This is a genomic window from Mucilaginibacter sp. UYNi724, from assembly GCF_054057495.1.
Genome location: NZ_JBSRZI010000006.1, coordinates 1 through 16,703, shown reverse-complemented (window position 1 = coordinate 16,703; position 16,703 = coordinate 1). Strand labels below are relative to the sequence as shown.

General features: G+C 44.7%; 16 protein-coding genes. 11 read left to right on the top strand and 5 right to left on the bottom strand.

Going from position 1 to position 16,703, the window contains the following annotated elements:
• The first annotated feature begins 55 nt into the window (after window positions 1-55).
• From ACVW0P_RS10280 to tnpA, 4 genes are read left to right on the top strand one after another with little or no spacing between them, the layout of a single operon-like run.
• Window positions 56-1,300 carry an exo-beta-N-acetylmuramidase NamZ family protein gene (locus tag ACVW0P_RS10280; protein ID WP_457132012.1) on the top strand — a complete coding sequence of 415 codons (1,245 nt, stop codon included), beginning with the start codon at window positions 56-58 and terminating at the stop codon, window positions 1,298-1,300.
• Between the two features lie 36 nt (window positions 1,301-1,336).
• Window positions 1,337-2,254 (top strand): methionyl-tRNA formyltransferase, encoded by a 918-nt coding sequence (gene fmt, locus ACVW0P_RS10275; protein ID WP_457132011.1) that lies wholly within the window; start codon window positions 1,337-1,339, stop codon window positions 2,252-2,254.
• A gap of 3 nt (window positions 2,255-2,257) precedes the next feature.
• Window positions 2,258-3,049, top strand: coding sequence for a DUF3050 domain-containing protein (locus ACVW0P_RS10270; RefSeq protein ID WP_457132010.1), 792 nt, complete (start codon window positions 2,258-2,260; stop codon window positions 3,047-3,049).
• Between the two features lie 10 nt (window positions 3,050-3,059).
• Entirely contained in the window at window positions 3,060-3,521 is a 462-nt protein-coding gene (gene tnpA, locus ACVW0P_RS10265) for an IS200/IS605 family transposase (protein ID WP_457132009.1), read from the top strand.
• 281 nt (window positions 3,522-3,802) lie between these two features.
• Here tnpA and ACVW0P_RS10260 read toward each other — a convergent pair whose 3' ends face one another.
• On the bottom strand, window positions 3,803-4,639 hold the full coding sequence (locus ACVW0P_RS10260) for an aminotransferase class IV (RefSeq protein ID WP_457132008.1): 837 nt from the start codon (window positions 4,637-4,639) through the stop codon (window positions 3,803-3,805).
• Window positions 4,640-4,799: 160 nt separating this feature from the next.
• On the bottom strand, window positions 4,800-5,837 hold the full coding sequence (locus ACVW0P_RS10255) for an RluA family pseudouridine synthase (RefSeq protein ID WP_457132007.1): 1,038 nt from the start codon (window positions 5,835-5,837) through the stop codon (window positions 4,800-4,802).
• A gap of 466 nt (window positions 5,838-6,303) precedes the next feature.
• Between ACVW0P_RS10255 and ACVW0P_RS10250 the strand changes: the two genes are divergently transcribed.
• The 4 genes from ACVW0P_RS10250 to ACVW0P_RS10235 all read left to right on the top strand — a co-directional run bounded on the left by ACVW0P_RS10250 (window position 6,304) and on the right by ACVW0P_RS10235 (window position 10,243).
• Window positions 6,304-6,666 (top strand): endonuclease domain-containing protein, encoded by a 363-nt coding sequence (locus tag ACVW0P_RS10250; RefSeq protein WP_457132006.1) that lies wholly within the window; start codon window positions 6,304-6,306, stop codon window positions 6,664-6,666.
• A 459-nt stretch (window positions 6,667-7,125) separates the two neighbouring features.
• Window positions 7,126-8,016 carry a 1-aminocyclopropane-1-carboxylate deaminase/D-cysteine desulfhydrase gene (locus tag ACVW0P_RS10245; protein ID WP_457132005.1) on the top strand — a complete coding sequence of 297 codons (891 nt, stop codon included), beginning with the start codon at window positions 7,126-7,128 and terminating at the stop codon, window positions 8,014-8,016.
• Between the two features lie 260 nt (window positions 8,017-8,276).
• Window positions 8,277-9,608, top strand: coding sequence for an L-lysine 6-transaminase (lat, locus tag ACVW0P_RS10240; RefSeq protein ID WP_457132004.1), 1,332 nt, complete (start codon window positions 8,277-8,279; stop codon window positions 9,606-9,608).
• A 197-nt stretch (window positions 9,609-9,805) separates the two neighbouring features.
• A complete protein-coding gene (locus tag ACVW0P_RS10235; protein ID WP_457132003.1) occupies window positions 9,806-10,243 on the top strand; it encodes a hypothetical protein in 438 nt (145 codons plus the stop codon).
• A gap of 96 nt (window positions 10,244-10,339) precedes the next feature.
• Here the strand turns inward: ACVW0P_RS10235 and bshB1 are convergent, their stop codons facing one another.
• The 3 genes from bshB1 to ACVW0P_RS10220 are packed head-to-tail and all read right to left on the bottom strand — an operon-like array spanning window position 10,340 to window position 12,173.
• On the bottom strand, window positions 10,340-11,062 hold the full coding sequence (bshB1, locus tag ACVW0P_RS10230; RefSeq protein WP_457132002.1) for a bacillithiol biosynthesis deacetylase BshB1: 723 nt from the start codon (window positions 11,060-11,062) through the stop codon (window positions 10,340-10,342).
• A 10-nt stretch (window positions 11,063-11,072) separates the two neighbouring features.
• Window positions 11,073-11,555 carry a glutathione peroxidase gene (locus ACVW0P_RS10225; protein ID WP_457132001.1) on the bottom strand — a complete coding sequence of 161 codons (483 nt, stop codon included), beginning with the start codon at window positions 11,553-11,555 and terminating at the stop codon, window positions 11,073-11,075.
• Window positions 11,556-12,173, bottom strand: coding sequence for a DUF4294 domain-containing protein (locus ACVW0P_RS10220; RefSeq protein WP_354431346.1), 618 nt, complete (start codon window positions 12,171-12,173; stop codon window positions 11,556-11,558).
• Between the two features lie 107 nt (window positions 12,174-12,280).
• Between ACVW0P_RS10220 and ACVW0P_RS10215 the strand changes: the two genes are divergently transcribed.
• The 3 genes from ACVW0P_RS10215 (at window position 12,281) to ACVW0P_RS10205 (ending at window position 16,552) form a co-directional block, all read left to right on the top strand.
• A complete protein-coding gene (locus ACVW0P_RS10215; protein WP_457132000.1) occupies window positions 12,281-14,503 on the top strand; it encodes a RelA/SpoT family protein in 2,223 nt (740 codons plus the stop codon).
• A 254-nt stretch (window positions 14,504-14,757) separates the two neighbouring features.
• Window positions 14,758-15,228, top strand: coding sequence for a Fur family transcriptional regulator (locus ACVW0P_RS10210; protein ID WP_354431349.1), 471 nt, complete (start codon window positions 14,758-14,760; stop codon window positions 15,226-15,228).
• Window positions 15,229-15,274: 46 nt separating this feature from the next.
• Complete coding sequence (locus tag ACVW0P_RS10205; RefSeq protein WP_457131999.1) at window positions 15,275-16,552, top strand: adenylosuccinate synthase; 1,278 nt, start codon at window positions 15,275-15,277, stop codon at window positions 16,550-16,552.
• Window positions 16,553-16,703 lie beyond the last annotated feature (151 nt).

Genomic DNA, 16,703 nt, shown 5'->3' with positions numbered 1-16,703 from the left:
ATGCGTTTTTACACTTAAACATACTGCTTTTAAATTTGCTTAAACATCAAAACTTATGACCGGCATCAAATTATACATCCCCATAATTGCGCTAAGCCTGCTTTTTTTAAAATGCGACGATTTTGCACAAGCCCCAAAGGCATCAGTCAAAACCAATAAAACGGTTGCCGTAAAAAAAATAACCGCCCCCATCCTGCCCGCTGCCGATAGGCTGGATATTTACCTGCAATACCTTAAAGGCCGCAAAATTGGGATGCTGATTAACCAAACTTCCATCATCGGCACCAATAAAAAACCATTGGTAGATAGCCTGCTGAAACTGGGTGTTGATATTAAAAAGATTTACGGGCCCGAGCATGGCTTTAGGGGAAACGCCAGCGACGGGGCTACCATTGGCAACACCGTTGATGCCGTTACCGGCCTGCCCGCCATTTCCCTTTACGGCAAACATTTTAAGCCCACGCCCGAGGATTTGAAAGGCATCGACCTGATGATATTTGACGTGCAAGATGTTGGCACCCGGTTTTACACCTACATATCTACCCTGCATTACGTAATGGAGGCCTGCGCCGAAAACAATATTGAACTGATGGTACTGGACAGGCCAAACCCCAACGGTGTTTATGTAGATGGCCCTATACTGGATACCGTCGGTTTCCGCTCTTTTGTGGGGATGCACCCTATCCCCGTGTTGCACGGGATGACCATTGCCGAATATGCCCAAATGATAAACGGCCAGGGCTGGTTAAAAAACAAGGTAAAATGTAAACTAAAAATAGTGAAGGTAGGCAACTACACACGTGATATGGATTATGTGCTGCCGGTTAACCCGTCACCCAATTTAAATACCGCGCAATCGATATTATTGTACCCGCACATCTGCTTTTTCGAAGGCACAAAACTTAGCCTTGGGCGCGGCACGCTATTCCCGTTCCAGGTGGTTGGCAGCCCGTTACTGAAAGACAAATATGATTTTAACTTTAAACCGGTAAGCATCCCTGGCATGAGCGATAAGCCACCATTGCAGGATACCGTTTGCTACGGCCTCGACCTTAAAAATTACAATATGCAAACCATCCGCAACAGCGGAAAACTTAATTTAGCCTGGGTAATTGACATGTATAAAATATACCCGGATAAGGCGCATTTTTTTATACCCTATTTTAAACGCCTGGCCGGTACCGATGAGCTACGTAAGCAAATTATTGCCGGTAAAACCGAGGCCGAGATTCGCCGGAGCTGGGAACCCGGCTTAACTAATTTTAAGGCCATGCGGGTTAAATACCTGCTGTACAACTAACACAATTGTTTACAAAACATAAAAACGAGCGCGCGAATGAGAATTATATTTATGGGCACCCCCCAATTTGCTGTTGCATCGCTTGATGCTTTGATAAAGGCCGGCAGCGATATTGTTGCCGTAGTAACCGCACCAGATAAACCCGCAGGCCGCGGCCAAAAGGTAAATCAATCGGCAGTTAAACAATATGCCGATGCCAACGGGCTAAAAGTTTTGCAGCCCGAAAAACTGAAGAACCCGGAGTTTTTGGACGAACTGAGGGCATTAAAAGCCGATCTGCAGGCGGTTGTAGCCTTCCGTATGCTGCCCGAAGTTGTTTGGAATATGCCGCCAAAGGGCACCATTAACCTGCATGCATCCTTGTTACCACAATACCGTGGGGCCGCGCCTATCAACTGGGCTATCATAAATGGTGAAAGGGAAAGCGGTGTTACCACCTTTTTTTTAAAGCACGATATTGATACCGGCGACATCCTGTTCACCGAAAAAGTGACCCTAAACGGCGCAGAAACCGCCGGCGACCTGCACGACCGCCTCATGAACAAAGGCGCGGGCCTGCTGGTAAAAACCGTGAAAGGAATTGAAAGCGGCCGCTACCACGAACACCCACAAGAAGAGCTGGCCGAAGGCATGGAATTAAAACACGCGCCAAAGATCTTTAAAACGGATTGTCTCGTAGATTTCAATAAACCGGCAGAAGATGTTTATAACTTGATCCGTGGGTTGAGTCCGTCGCCAACGGCATATACATTGTTAAATGATAAAGTGCTAAAAATTTACGGCGCCACGCAAGAACCCGGCGAACCCGGTATTGCTGCTGGTGGCTTTGTTACCGATAATAAAACCCGACTAAAATTTGCCACTACAGATGGCTTCATCAGCCTAACCGATGTGCAGCTGGAAGGAAAAAAACGGATGAGTATTGAAGAATTTTTGAGAGGGAATAAATTGTAAACGATGAATAGTACTGATAGAATTGCCCAACTAAAACAAGAGATTGAGCCACTACGAGAACAACTGATTAGCCACGAGTTATACCGCAACATTAATACCATTGATAGCCTGCATACTTTTATGCAGCACCACATATTTGCCGTTTGGGATTTTATGTCGCTGTTAAAAGCTTTGCAGCAAAATCTTACCTGCACCACCCTGCCCTGGATGCCCGTTGGCAACGCTAACACCCGCTACCTTATTAACGAGATAGTCACCGGCGAGGAAAGCGACGTTGACCATACCGGTACCCGCACCAGCCATTTTGAATTATACCTGAAAGCCATGGAACAGGCAGGTGCCGATAGTTCGGCCATTGTTTCTTTATTTGAGCAGTTAAGTACGCAAAAGGATGTGAATATCGCTTTAGCAAGTGCAGCGATGCCACAAGCCGCCGGCGAGTTTGTCAAACATACTTTTGAAGTGGTATCCACCAATCAAAGTTTTTTGCAGGCAGCCGTTTTTACGTTCGGTCGCGAAGATCTGATCCCCGGCATGTTCATAGAAATGGTTAAAAAACTAAACGGACAACTGCCCGGTAAAGTAGAGATATTGCTGTACTACCTGGAGCGCCACATAGAAGTCGACGGCGACCACCACTCTCAGTTAGCTTACCAAATGACCACCGAGCTTTGCGGCAACAACGAAAGCAAATGGGCCGCGGCAACAACCGCTGTTATACAGGCTTTAGAGGCAAGGGTTGCTTTGTGGGATGGGATCCTGGCGGAGATAAAGGTTGGGGTTTTGGAAGGGTAATAAAATCGGCATGGCGAATACTTATACACAGATTTATATCCATATTGTATTTGCGGTTAAAAACCGGAACGCTTTACTTAATACTGATTGGGATGACCGGTTTCGGCTATATATTATTGCAATCGTACAAAACAACGGGCATAAAATGTTGGCAATAAATAACATGCCCGACCACCTACATATGTTTATTGGTTTAGATCCATCGCAATCTATTTCAGATTTGATGCGATTAGTTAAGGGTGACTCATCTGAATGGATCAATAAAGAACGTTTAACCCCATTTAAATTTCAATGGCAGGAAGGATATGGCGCTTTTAGCTACAGCAAATCACATATAGATAAGGTTGTAAAATATATTACCAACCAACGAGAACACCATAAAAAGTTCAATTTCCTGGATGAATATAGGCAACTGTTAACCAGCTTTGATATTGAGTTTGATGAGCGCTACATTTTCAAAAACGCGGAATAGTTTTGTGGTTAAGGGTAGCTCCTACGGAGCAAAGTCTTTCAATATGTTTTTCCTACAAAGCGGTAGCCCCACTGGGGCAAAAACAAAGTACCTTTTCCTGTAGTGCGAAGGCCTCTTTGGGTTATGCAACGTAAGGAATTGAGAGATGTGTATTGCTAATTCAATTTAATTAAGCATAGCATCCTTACGAAACCCTACATCCATGTTCCGTAGGAACAACCGCTTTGTAGAAAAAACCCAGAAGGCGTTTTGCCCCATAGGGGCTACCCTTCTCCGAGCGGTTACAACTTATTCAACTCATCCATCAGCGTTTTACTGATGCGGTTAAAGTAGCGTTTTACGCCGTAGCCCATAACCCATTGGATGCCTTTGGTGGCGTTGGTTAAAAAAACTTCATCAGCTTGGTTCAGTATCTCGGGGTTTATCTGGGCCTCGGTAACGGGGATGTTATTATCCATTGCGAGTTGGATCACCACCTTGCGCATCACACCTTCCACACAACCTTCGCTTAATGCAGGGGTGTACAAATGGTTTTGATACCACACAAATATATTAGAGCTGTTGGCCTCGCATAAATACCTGTTCTGGTTTATCAAAAACACATCATCAAGTTTGTTATGCTGTTTGTAGATGCCCGCCATTACATATATGAGCGAGTTACAGGTTTTGATATTAGATAACCAGTTGAGCGGTTTGGGCAATTCGGTGTACACATCCATGATCAGGCCGCGCTCGTTCAGGAAATAGCGGGGCTCTTCTATCGGCTGGATCTCCATACAATACGCCATTTTATTTTGAGTAGGCGCATACAACCCCTCCGCATCGCGAAAAACGGTTAGGCGCAAACGGCCATGTTTAATCTTATTGCGACGCGCCAGTTCTTCTACCTTCTCATTCAGGAACCAGCTATCGGCCTGCGAATAGCCATCTATCTTTAACGCCCTCATCCCCTTTTGCAGGCGCTCGGCATGCAGCTCGGGGAACTTGAGTTTGCCCTTCATCACGCGCATACTTTCAAACAAGCCATCGCCATACCTGAATGCCCTGTTGGCAATGGTAAGCAGTGTGCTATCTGCAGGTATGATCTCTCCGTTAAAATTGATATAAACAGGCGGCATGGATAGATATGAGATGTTAGATGTTAGACTTTATAAATTTGCAATTAGGCAATACCTTTTCTCCCATTCTAAAACATTTATTAAGTTAAAAAATTTTACTCGCCGTGCGTTTTATTTTGGATGAACCGTTGTAAGGAAGATTTGTTCTCAACTCTCATATCTAACCAACAGCATCTGCTTTTACATACTTTCGCCACTTATCTAAAACACCTTCAAAATCAGCAGGTAGCGGGGCTTCAAAGTAAATATCTTTTTTTAACGACGGGTGCACAAATCCAAGCGATTGCGCGTGCAGGGCCTGTCTGGGCATTATTTCGAAACAATTCTCTACAAACTGGCGGTATTTGCTAAACACAGTGCCTTTTAAAATTTTATCGCCGCCATACATGGCATCGCTAAACAGCGGGTGGCCGATGTGCTTCATATGCGCACGGATCTGGTGGGTTTTGCCTGTTTCCAATTTACATTCTATCAGCGTAACATAACCCATCCGCTCCAATACCTTGTAATGCGTTACCGACCATTTCCCCTTCTCCGGGTCATCGTATATCGACATTACCCTGCGGTCGTTAACGCTGCGGCCTATGTAGCCCGTAACCGTGCCATCCTCAGCGATATCGCCCCAGGCAAGTGCCAGGTATTTGCGGTTTATAGTGTGATCGAAAAACTGCTTGGCCAGGTAACTCATGCTGCGCTCATTCTTACTGATAAGCAGCAGGCCCGATGTATCTTTATCTATCCTGTGCACCAGTCCCGGTCGGCCATCGTTACCCGGCAAGGTTGGGAGCTGGTTAAAGTGGTAAACCAGGGCATTAACCAAGGTGCCTTCGTAATTATTAAAACCGGGGTGCACCACCATACCGGCGGCCTTATTTACGATCAGTACGTCGTTATCCTCGTAAACAATTTCGATCGGCAGATCTTCGGGGTAAACTTCCGTATCGCGCGGCGGGTGCGGTAAAACTACCGAGATCACATCCTGCGGTTTTACCCGGTAACTGGCCTTAATAATCTTATCGTTCACCAGCACATTGCCTGCATCGATAGCATTTTGGATGCGGTTACGCGAAGCATTCTCCACCCGGTGCATCAAAAACTTATCAATCCTTAACAGCGACTGCCCCTTATCAACAACTACGCGCAGGTGTTCAAACAGATCCTGCTCGTCGCTATCAATTATGGCCGTTTCATCAATCATGTGGCAAAAGTAAGAAAAAAGCATTTACGCTTAGAGAGGCATATTTCATTGCATGGCGTTTAGTTTACTCACCCGGTCATTGCTTCGCTCGACCACCCTCTCTTCGCTGCGCGGAAAGAGGGTTTAGGAATGCATCTTATAAATCTTTAGCAATTTGAGATTTTACTCACCCGGTCATTGCTTCGCTGGACCACCCTCCCTTCGCTGCGCGGAAAGAGGGTTTACGAATACATCTTATAACTCTTTTAACAAATTTGAGATTTTACTCACCCGGTCATTGCTTCGCTGGACCACCTTCGCTGCGCGGAAAGAGGGTTTAAACACCCCATTTTTTACAGAATTTGCAATGCAGCAAAAACAAACCTACTCCAACATTTTCCCATACCCTCTTTGCGCAGCAGAGAGGGTCGCGCACGTAGTGCCGCGGGGTGAGTTGAATATGCGATTGATTTCGTATTTTCCCCTCATGCCAACCATAATCGAATTTTGCCGCGACCTTAGACAAAAACAAACGCCTGCAGAAAGTCTGCTTTGGCAAATTTTAAGAAACAGGAATTTTATGGGAATGAAATTCTTGAGGCAGCACCCCGTTTGCGTAAGATCTGTAATGGGTAAAAATGAATATTATATCCCCGATTTTTATTGTGACGAAGCTAAATTGGTTATAGAAGCGGATGGCCCCGTGCACCTTTATAAAAAGGAATATGACAAGAACAGGGATATCGTGTTAGAAGGTTTAGGGTTAAAAATATTGCGTTTTACAAATGATCAAATCGAAAAAGATATGGAAAGTGTACTGCAAAAAATAGAGCAAAATTTAAGAGGCTGACTCACCCCCCTGCCCCTCTCTGCTGCGCAAAGAGGGGAATTAACTATTTCCAATCCCCCTTTCCACACCCGCTTTGCGCAGCAGAGAGGGTCGCGCACGTAGTGCCGCGGGGTGAGTAAAATAACGAACACTCAAAGTTTACGAAATTTATTCACCCCCTGCCCCTCTCTGCTGCGCAAAGAGGGGAATAACTATTTTTAATCCCTTTTCCATACCCTCTTTGCGCAGCAGAGAGGGTCGCGCACGTAGTGCCGCGGGGTGAGTTAAATAACGAACACTCAAAGTTTACGAAATTTACTCACCCCCTGCCCCCTCTCTGCTGCGCAAAGAGGGGGATTAACTATTTTTAATCCCTTTTTTCGATACCCTCTTTGCGCAGCAGAGAGGGTCGCGCACGTAGTGCCGCGGGGTGAGTTAAATATTCGATTGCTCCGCATATTATTTTCCTAAATTTACCCCGTGGATCTCAACCTTGACATATACAGCCCCGTACAGCAGATAGAAAACAAGCTATTCGCAGAAAAAGGGCTAAAGGTTTTTATCAAGCGCGACGACCTCATTCACCCCATTATTTCGGGCAATAAATGGCGTAAGCTAAAGTATGTATTGCAAAAAGCGCAGACGCAAAACAAAACGCACCTCGTAACTTTCGGCGGGGCATACTCCAATCACTTACTGGCAACAGCGGCGGCGGCGGCTAAATTTGGTTTTAAAGCTACCGGTATTGTACGGGGCGAGGAAGTGGAGAACGACACTCTTTTTCTTTGCAAACTGCACGGCATGCAATTGCTTTTTACTGATAGGGAAAGCTACCGCGATAAACAGGCCCTCTTTCATAAGCTTTTTGGCGATGATGAACAAGCCTTTTTTATTGACGAAGGCGGCGCATCTGCCGAAGGCGCCAAAGGTGTAAGCGAACTGGTGCAGGAACTTCCTCAAACTTACGACCACATCTTTTGCGCCTGCGGAACCGGGACCACAGCGGCGGGCATCATCAACGGCTTAACCGCTGCTAGACTATCCACCCAATTCAACGCTATCCCCGTACTAAAAAATGGCGGGTTTATGCGCGATGAGATCAACCGATTCCTCACCTCTGCTGCCAATTACACATTGCACCTCGATTACCATTTCGGCGGCTACGGCAAAACCACGCCAGACCTGATCCAATTCATCAAACAATTCGTTGCAGAAACGGGCATCCTCATAGAACCAATCTACACCGGCAAAATGCTCTACGCCATTTACGACCTCGCCGCTAAAGACCACTTCGCTCCCGGCAGCAAGATCCTTGCCATCCATAGTGGTGGCATTTGGGGGTTGCTGGGGATGAAGGATAAATTTATGTAGTGTACAAATGCGTAAATATGCAAATGTGCAGATGATTAATTTTCCAAGCTATAATGGTGTAGATGCGCCAATTTCCAGCATCTGCACATCTGAAATTTGCACATCTGCACATCAATTATTGGCATACCAATAACCGCTTTAGTCCAAAAAATAGGTTTAGTTCATTTAAAGTTACTTTTTTGGCAATTGGTATAAAAACCTTTAAATTATTGTTATTTAGGGCTTTTTGTTAGATTTGTTTAACCAATAATTCTACTTTTATGTACCAATTGCAAGTAACACCACAAAACGTTCAGGCTACCCTTAGCAAGCATATTTTGGCCGATGGTTTCGACCTTACCTTTGATATGGAAAAAAGCCAGGGCGTTCATATTTACGATGCTAAAAACAACCGCACGTTGTTAGACTTTTTTACTTGTTTTGCTTCGGTACCGCTGGGTTACAACCACCCAAAAATGCTAAACGACGAAGGCTTCAAGAAAAGCCTGATGTTGGCTGCATTAACCAACCCCTCCAACTCCGATATTTATACCGAGCAATACGCCCAGTTTGTAGATACCTTTAGTCGAGTTGGCATCCCCGATTATTTGCCCCACGCCTTTTTTATTGCAGGCGGTTCATTAGCCATCGAGAACGCGCTAAAAGTTGCCATGGATTGGAAAGTTCAAAAGAACTTCGCCAAAGGCCACACAACCGAAAAAGGTTTTAAAGTGATCCATTTCGAAAATGCTTTTCACGGCCGCTCGGGCTATACCTTAAGCTTAACAAATACCCAGCCTGTTAAAACCAAGTGGTTTGCCAAATTCGATTGGCCGAGGGTTTCGTTACCGGAGATCCACTTCCCGTTAACAGATGCAAACAAACAGGACCTGCTTAATCGCGAAGCAAAATCCATCGCCCAGATAAAAAAAGCCTTTGCTGATAACCCGGATGATATCTGCGCTATTATTATAGAGCCTGTATTATCCGAAGGTGGTGATAAACACGTTCGACAGGAGTTTTTAGAACAACTGCGCGTATTGGTTGATGAGAACGACGCGATGCTAATATATGACGAAGTGCAAACGGGCGTTGGCCTAAGCGGTAAGTTTTGGCTGCACCAGCACTTTGGCGAAAAAGCACGGCCGGATATTTTGGCCTTCGGTAAAAAAATGCAGGTTTGCGGCATACTGGCCGGCAAAAAGGTGGATGAGGTGGAGAACAATGTATTCAACGTTTCATCGCGCATAAACTCTACCTGGGGTGGTAGTTTGGTGGATATGGTGCGCTCGTCCAAGATCATGGAGATCATCGAAGAAGATGACCTTTGCGAGCAAGCCGCCAAAACTGGCGAGTACCTGCAAACCAGCCTTAAAAATATCGCGGCCAAAAATAATATCGTAACCAATGTACGTGGCAAAGGCCTGCTAACCGCATTCGATTTCCCGGATGCTAATACCCGGAACACCTTTATTAATATTGGTTTAGAGAATAATATTATGTACCTGGGTTGTGGCGACCGCAGCATCCGCTTCAGGCCGGCGCTTATCATGGATAACACCCATATTGACGAGGGCATGCAAATGCTTGAAAAGATATTGCCGCGCCTATAACTAAACTGTAATAATATTGCTACAGGCCCTTGTTTTGACACAAACAGGGGCTTTTTTTATTTATCAAATACTATAATTGCCAAACGGCGTTATTATAATATTAATTAATAATTGTGCTTTAGGTTGTTATACATTGAGGCACATACACGTAACGTAAAATAACGCATTATTGAAATACATATAGTACAATAAATAGGATGAACAGACAAATTGAAAAATTAAAAAAACAACTTACAGAGATCGCTGAGGTTGTTAATTCTTTCCAGTCTGAAGCTGTACAAGTGAGAGTGGTTGACAGGCTTTTAGACGAGATTATGGAAACAGAGCGGGGTGATACGGAAGGATCTGAAATTTTCAATAAAAGAGGACGCAGGCCATTAAGAGAAAATGAAGTGAACGAGGAACACGGCCGTAAAAAACCGGGTGCTACCAAGGTGCTAAACCAATTGCTAAGCAGCGATTATTTTAAAACACCGCACTCTATATCATCTATTGCAGAATATTGCAAAGAAAAATTCGATTCGGAATTTAAAACTTCCGAATTGTCGGGCATCTTACTAAAGCTTGCCAAAGACAACAAACTTAAACGCGAACGCAGCAACGAAAACAACCGTTTCGAATACGTAGGCGTTTAAGTAAAGCCACTCTAACGCAAAAGGCCACTCAAATAGAGTGGCCTTTTGCGTTATCCGATATTTGTTGGTGACAACACCAACAAAGGCTTAAAACACCTACCTCAAATCAAACAAATTATCTACACCAAGTATCTTCCTTGATGTAAAGCCTTCGCCGTATTTGGTGTTGATGCTTTTTCCAAACTCGCGGCCACGGCCGTTTATTTGCTCTATGAAATCCGGCGACGAGATGTAGGTTTGTGGTTCGTCCTCGTTGTAATCGGGGTTGTGGAACTGTGAACCGTAAGCATAAATACTCTCTATTTTGGTATCCCAAAACTCGGTAACATCTACAATAATATCCGGTTTAATGTACCTGTCCTGTATAAAATGGAGCACCTGTGTTGGGCGCCATGGTTCCTGTAACTGCCCGTCTTCAAAAGTTTCTATCCGGCGTAGGCCCGATAAAAACGCGGATGCCTCTACCAGTTCATTAGCACGCCCATGATCGGGGTGGCGGTCTTGATAGGCGTTGGTGATCACGATCTCCGGTTGAAACTTACGGATAGCCGCTATCACCTTTAACTGGTACTCTCGCGTGTTAGTAAAAAACCCATCAGGGATCGCCAGGTTTTCTCTTATGGTCAAACCTAATATTTCGGCGGCCTTAGCGGCTTCCATATCGCGGATCTCGGCCGAGCCACGGGTACCCAGTTCGCCTCGGGTAAGGTCTACAACGCCAACTTTGTGGCCAAGTTTTATATGTTTTAATATGGTGCCTGCACAGCCCAGTTCGGCATCGTCCGGGTGTACGGGTAAAACTAAAATATCTAATTTCATAAACAGCACATTATTTAGGTACAGCAGCCAAAAGTCGCTGTATCTTTTTCTTTATTTTAGATGATGTAGGTTTGGTGAACGGGTAAAAGAAATCAACAACCTTGCCGTTCCTGTCAACCAGGTACTTGTGGAAATTCCAGCGCGGCTTTGAGCTGCCTGCCAGATATTTATACAGCGGGATAGCAAACTCGCCGCGCACACGGCTTTTTTCAAAAATGGGAAAATTATTGCCGTAGTTGCTGCAAAAGGTGGCTATTGCGTCACCTTCAAGTGGTTCTTGTCCGCCAAAATCATCTGATGGGAAAGCCAATATTTCAAAATCCTGATCTGCAAATTCTTTTTTAAGGTCGCTCAGGTCTTGCAGTTGTGGGGTAAAACCGCATTGCGACGCGATATTCACGATCAGTAAAACTTTATCCTGGTAGTCGGCAAGGCCTATATGCTCGCCATTCAGTTTCTCAACTGTGAACGGGTAAATACTGTCGTTATCCATTTAGTTGTAGCTCGAAACGTATCCGGCGTCGCGCAGTATCTGTTCAATGTCGCGCTGTTCGGCAGGGTCGTACGTTTCTTTGAGGTTATGCCCAAATAAACGGGCTACCGATTGGAAAACGAAGGCGTTAAAACCACCCTTAAGTTCTTTAGCTAAAGCAAAGCTGGTGTTGCCTGTTTCGCGGCTCACCAATTTTATCAATACCTCACCCTGACTAATTGTCAGATTCTTGATATCGTGATTAAACAAGGTTTTAATCTCGTTCTCGCAGGCTTTCATCAATTCCTTTTGCTTCTTTTTATCGCCGGTAAGGGCAAGGTCGCGCTGTAACTGGCGGTAACGCTGGCCGGCATAGCGCGCATAAGGCATTACTTTTTTAACATTATAGCGTAAACGCAGGTAATCAAGCCTGTCCTGTTCGCTGGCAAAAATGCGTGTATCTACAATGCGTACCTCCGGTTCTACGATCCAGGGTACCAGCTCACCATCCAGCTTGGTCATATACACCTTAATGGTATCATTTTTGCCAAGTACTACCGGTTTAGCAGGTTTGTCGTCCTGGGCTTTTAAGCTCCCAAACACGCAACAAAACAACAAAAGAGAAATAATAAATTTCATATTTTTACTTGATACAAAATTAACGCATTTTATTTTGTTATTTTATATAAACCTGCAATAAAATTTAATGTTTGCGGGTTTATTGTACTAATACCCCATACCGATACATGAAAGATTTAGTGATTGACCTGGAAGCTGAGAAAAAAGAGATCCTGAAGAGATACCGGGCATTGCTGCGCGCAAGTAAATCTACCCTGCAAAAGGGAGATAAACGTATGATACGCAAGGCCTTTGAGATGGCTTTGGAGAGCCATAAAGATATGCGCCGCAAAAGCGGCGAGCCTTATATATACCACCCCATCGCAGTAGCCCAAATAGCTGCCGAAGAGATAGGTTTGGGTACCACATCTATCGTTTGTGCCCTGCTGCACGATGTTGTGGAAGATACCGATGTTACCCTGGAAGATATTGAGCTGGAGTTTGGTAAAAAAGTCGCCAAGATTATTGACGGCCTAACCAAAATATCGGGCGTGTTTGATACTAACAGCTCGTTACAGGCCGAAAATTTCCGTAAAATGCTGCTTACCCTTGCTGATGATGTGAGGGTAATACTGATTAAACTGGCCGATAGGTTGCACAACATGCGTACCATGGAGTTTATGCCGCGCGATAAGCAGCTTAAGCTATCGTCAGAAACGGTGTACCTGTACGCGCCCCTTGCCCACCGCCTGGGATTATACGCCATAAAATCCGAACTGGAAGACCTCTCCATGAAATACATGGAGCGCGAAACTTACCAGTTCATCAAAAATAAACTAAACGAGAAAAAAACCGAGCGAGAGAAATTTATCCGCGACTTTATTGACCCTGTAAATAAAGTGCTGGAAAGCCAGGATGTGCATGGCGAGCTTTTTGGCCGCCCAAAATCTATCCACTCCATCTGGAACAAGATGAAGAAAAAAGCCATCCCGTTCGAGGAGGTGTATGACTTGTTCGCCATCCGCATCGTATTAGACAGCACGCCCGAGAATGAAAAAGCTGATTGCTGGAAGGCATACTCGATAGTTACCGACCTGTACAGGCCAAACCCCGACAGGCTGCGCGACTGGATCTCATCGCCAAAGGCAAACGGTTACGAATCGCTGCATACCACCGTAATGGGCCCCCGCGGGCAATGGGTGGAGGTACAGATCCGTACCAAACGGATGAACGAGATTGCCGAGAAGGGTTTCGCGGCGCATTGGAAATATAAGGAATCGTCTACCGATAGCGGCCTGGACCTTTGGGTACAAAAAGTTAGGGATATGCTAAAGAACCCTGACTCGAACGCGCTCGACTTTTTGGATGATTTTAAGATGAACCTGTTTAGCGACGAGATCTTCATTTTTACGCCTAAAGGCGCGCTGATCCAATTGCCGCTTAACGCCACCGCGCTTGATTTTGCCTTCGAGATCCACACAGATGTGGGCGCGGGCTGTATTGGCGCCAAGGTGAACCATAAACTGGTACCCCTTAGCTACAAACTGCAAAACGGCGACCAGGTAGAGATCATCACCTCGGGCAAGCAGGTACCTAAAGAAGACTGGCTTAGCTTTGTGGTTACGGCTAAGGCAAAAGCCAAAATTAAATCGGCCCTTAAAGAAGAGAAACGTAAGGTTGCCGATGATGGCAAGGAGATTTTGGAGCGGAAGATGAAATCGCTTAAGATCACTTATAACTCCGAGAACATCCATAAACTTAGCTACTACTTTAAGCTGCCGTCCACGCAGGACCTTTTCTACAACGTGGCCAAAGGCCAGATTGATATGAAGGACCTGAAGGAGTACCAGGCATCAGAAAAGGTAATTGAGAACAAACCGCAGGATAAAATTGAGCACGAACAACTACAGAGCATCGTCCGCAATATAAAAACTAAGGATAGCGACGTGTTGCTGTTTGGTGAAGATCTGCAAAAAATAGATTACAAACTTGCCAATTGTTGTAACCCCATCCCGGGCGATGATGTGTTTGGCTTTGTTACCGTTAGCGATGGCATCAAGATCCACCGCACCAACTGCCCTAATGCTGCCAAACTGATGGCCAATTATGGTTACCGCATTGTAAAAGCCAAGTGGACCAAACAATTGGAACTGGCATTTTTAACCGGCCTGCGCATAAGGGGTATTGATGATGTTGGTTTGATAAACAAGCTTACTACTGTTATATCAACCGACTTTAAAGTAAACATCCGTTCTATTACGGTGGATAGCGATAACGGTATTTTTGAAGGCGCGATAATGGTTTATGTGAACGATACCGAACACCTGGATAACCTGATCAAAAAACTGAACCAGGTAAAGGGTATTACATCGGTGATAAGGTTTGATTCGGTAGTGGAAAAAGCATCTTAACAGAGAGACAAGAAATTAGAACCAAGAGCCAGGACAAAAAGTATTTTCAAAGATCGTGGACATTTCTTGGCTCTTGACTTCTTGATTCCTGACGCTATTGTTATGAGAATAAATACCCTTAACCTAACTTAAATAAAGTTCTTTAAAATATCTTCTGTAAGTAGAAGGTATTATTCAATTTCTTATTTCTCGACTCTTGTTTCTTGGCTCTATATTATATTTTATTAATACCTTTGCCCTGTTAATTTAACATTATGCCTGTACAGGAAACCATTGCGTTGGTGAAAAAGATTTTTGAGGCCTATCTCGAAAATAAAAGCCTCCGGAAAACCCCGGAACGCTTCGCCATACTTGAAGAGATCTATTCAAGGACAGACCATTTTGATGTGGAATCGTTATACATCCACATGAAGAACAAGAAATACCGAGTAAGCCGCGCTACGGTTTATAATACCCTCGAATTACTGGTATCGTGCGACCTGGTAACCAAACACCAGTTTGGCAAAAACATGGCCCAGTTCGAAAAATCATACGGCTACAAACAACACGATCACATCATCTGCATAGATTGCGGTAAGGTAGTTGAGTTTTGCGACCCGAGGATCCAGCAGATCCAGAGCATGATGGGTGATATTTTAAAGTTCGAAATTAAACACCACTCGCTAAACCTTTACGGTAACTGCACCAAACTGCGCGCAGGCTTTTGCGACAGGAAAGCGCAATAAAAACATATTCATTCAAAACTTATTTTCAAGATAAAGATATCATTTAATGGCTGTTGACGTATTATTAGGCCTCCAGTGGGGCGACGAAGGTAAAGGTAAAATTGTTGATGTACTAAGCGCAGGGTACGACCTGATAGCGCGTTTCCAGGGCGGCCCCAATGCCGGCCACACCTTAGAGTTTGAAGGCAAAAAATTTGTACTGAACACCATCCCTTCGGGTATTTTCTTTGACAACACCATGAACCTGATTGGTAACGGCGTTGTTATTGACCCTATAACCCTGAAAAAGGAACTTGATAAGCTGAAAGATGCAGGCCACGACCTGTTGGCCAAAAAGAATTTGATGATAGCCAAAAAGGCGCACCTTATTCTACCTACCCACCAGTTGCTTGATGCCGCGTCTGAAAAGAAAATGGGCGACGGTAAAATTGGTTCTACCCTAAAAGGTATCGGCCCAACTTACATGGATAAAACAGGCCGTAACGGTTTGCGCATTGGCGATATCACCCTGCCCGATTTTAAAGAAAAATACCAAAAACTGGTTGACAAACATACCTCGATGCTACAGGCAATGTATGGCGAGGTTGCCGACTTTAGCGAGCGCGAAGCAGCGTTTTTTGAGGCCGTTGAACTGATTAAGCTATTCCCGCTGGTTGATAGTGAGCATTTGGTGAACAACTACATTAAAGAAGGTAAAAAAGTATTAGCTGAGGGCGCACAAGGCGCTATGCTGGATATTGATTTCGGTTCTTACCCGTTTGTTACTTCATCGAATACTACCGCGGCCGGTGCTTGTACCGGTTTAGGTATAGCGCCGCGCCAAATTGGTGATGTGATAGGTATTTTTAAAGCTTATTGTACCCGTGTTGGTGGCGGCCCCTTCCCTACCGAATTGAATGACGAGACGGGCGAAGAACTGCGCCGCATAGGCCACGAGTTTGGTGCTACTACAGGCAGGCCGCGCCGTTGCGGTTGGATAGACCTGCCCGCCCTTAAATATGCCATTATGCTGAATGGCGTTACCCAAATGGTGATGACCAAGGCTGATGTGCTAAGCGGTTTCGAAAAGATATACGCTTGTACCCACTACAATTATTTAGGCGAACAGATCGATTACATGCCGTACGATATTTGCTCGGTTGATGCCGTGCCTGTGTTGAAAGAAATTGACGGTTGGAAAGAAGACATTACCGGCATAACCGAACTGAACGAGATCCCGGAGAAATTACAATCATACATCGACTTTTTAGAAGCCGAATTAGAAGTACCTATCAAATGGTTATCTGTAGGCCCGGATAGAAAGCAGACTTTGGTATTGCACTAAGCTATATATCATTTAATTATTCAAAAGGCCCCGATAAATCGGGGCCTTTTATATTTTGTCTCGTCCTGAAAAAAGTTGACTAATAAATGGTCAACAAAATGAGTTACAAGGTAGTTAAAGTAAAAGGTGAAGCCTCGCATTTAAAGTATAG

What these genes read in the sequence shown, in the direction of transcription:
- ACVW0P_RS10280 (WP_457132012.1), top strand. Translation starts at nt 56, where the DNA reads ATGACCGGCATCAAATTATACATCCCCATAATTGCGCTAAGCCTGCTT.
- fmt (WP_457132011.1), top strand. Translation starts at nt 1,337, where the DNA reads ATGAGAATTATATTTATGGGCACCCCCCAATTTGCTGTTGCATCGCTT.
- ACVW0P_RS10270 (WP_457132010.1), top strand. Translation starts at nt 2,258, where the DNA reads ATGAATAGTACTGATAGAATTGCCCAACTAAAACAAGAGATTGAGCCA.
- tnpA (WP_457132009.1), top strand. Translation starts at nt 3,060, where the DNA reads ATGGCGAATACTTATACACAGATTTATATCCATATTGTATTTGCGGTT.
- ACVW0P_RS10260 (WP_457132008.1), bottom strand. Translation starts at nt 4,639, where the DNA reads ATGCCGCCTGTTTATATCAATTTTAACGGAGAGATCATACCTGCAGAT.
- ACVW0P_RS10255 (WP_457132007.1), bottom strand. Translation starts at nt 5,837, where the DNA reads ATGATTGATGAAACGGCCATAATTGATAGCGACGAGCAGGATCTGTTT.
- ACVW0P_RS10250 (WP_457132006.1), top strand. Translation starts at nt 6,304, where the DNA reads ATGCCAACCATAATCGAATTTTGCCGCGACCTTAGACAAAAACAAACG.
- lat (WP_457132004.1), top strand. Translation starts at nt 8,277, where the DNA reads ATGTACCAATTGCAAGTAACACCACAAAACGTTCAGGCTACCCTTAGC.
- ACVW0P_RS10235 (WP_457132003.1), top strand. Translation starts at nt 9,806, where the DNA reads ATGAACAGACAAATTGAAAAATTAAAAAAACAACTTACAGAGATCGCT.
- bshB1 (WP_457132002.1), bottom strand. Translation starts at nt 11,062, where the DNA reads ATGAAATTAGATATTTTAGTTTTACCCGTACACCCGGACGATGCCGAA.
- ACVW0P_RS10225 (WP_457132001.1), bottom strand. Translation starts at nt 11,555, where the DNA reads ATGGATAACGACAGTATTTACCCGTTCACAGTTGAGAAACTGAATGGC.
- ACVW0P_RS10220 (WP_354431346.1), bottom strand. Translation starts at nt 12,173, where the DNA reads ATGAAATTTATTATTTCTCTTTTGTTGTTTTGTTGCGTGTTTGGGAGC.
- ACVW0P_RS10215 (WP_457132000.1), top strand. Translation starts at nt 12,281, where the DNA reads ATGAAAGATTTAGTGATTGACCTGGAAGCTGAGAAAAAAGAGATCCTG.
- ACVW0P_RS10210 (WP_354431349.1), top strand. Translation starts at nt 14,758, where the DNA reads ATGCCTGTACAGGAAACCATTGCGTTGGTGAAAAAGATTTTTGAGGCC.
- ACVW0P_RS10205 (WP_457131999.1), top strand. Translation starts at nt 15,275, where the DNA reads ATGGCTGTTGACGTATTATTAGGCCTCCAGTGGGGCGACGAAGGTAAA.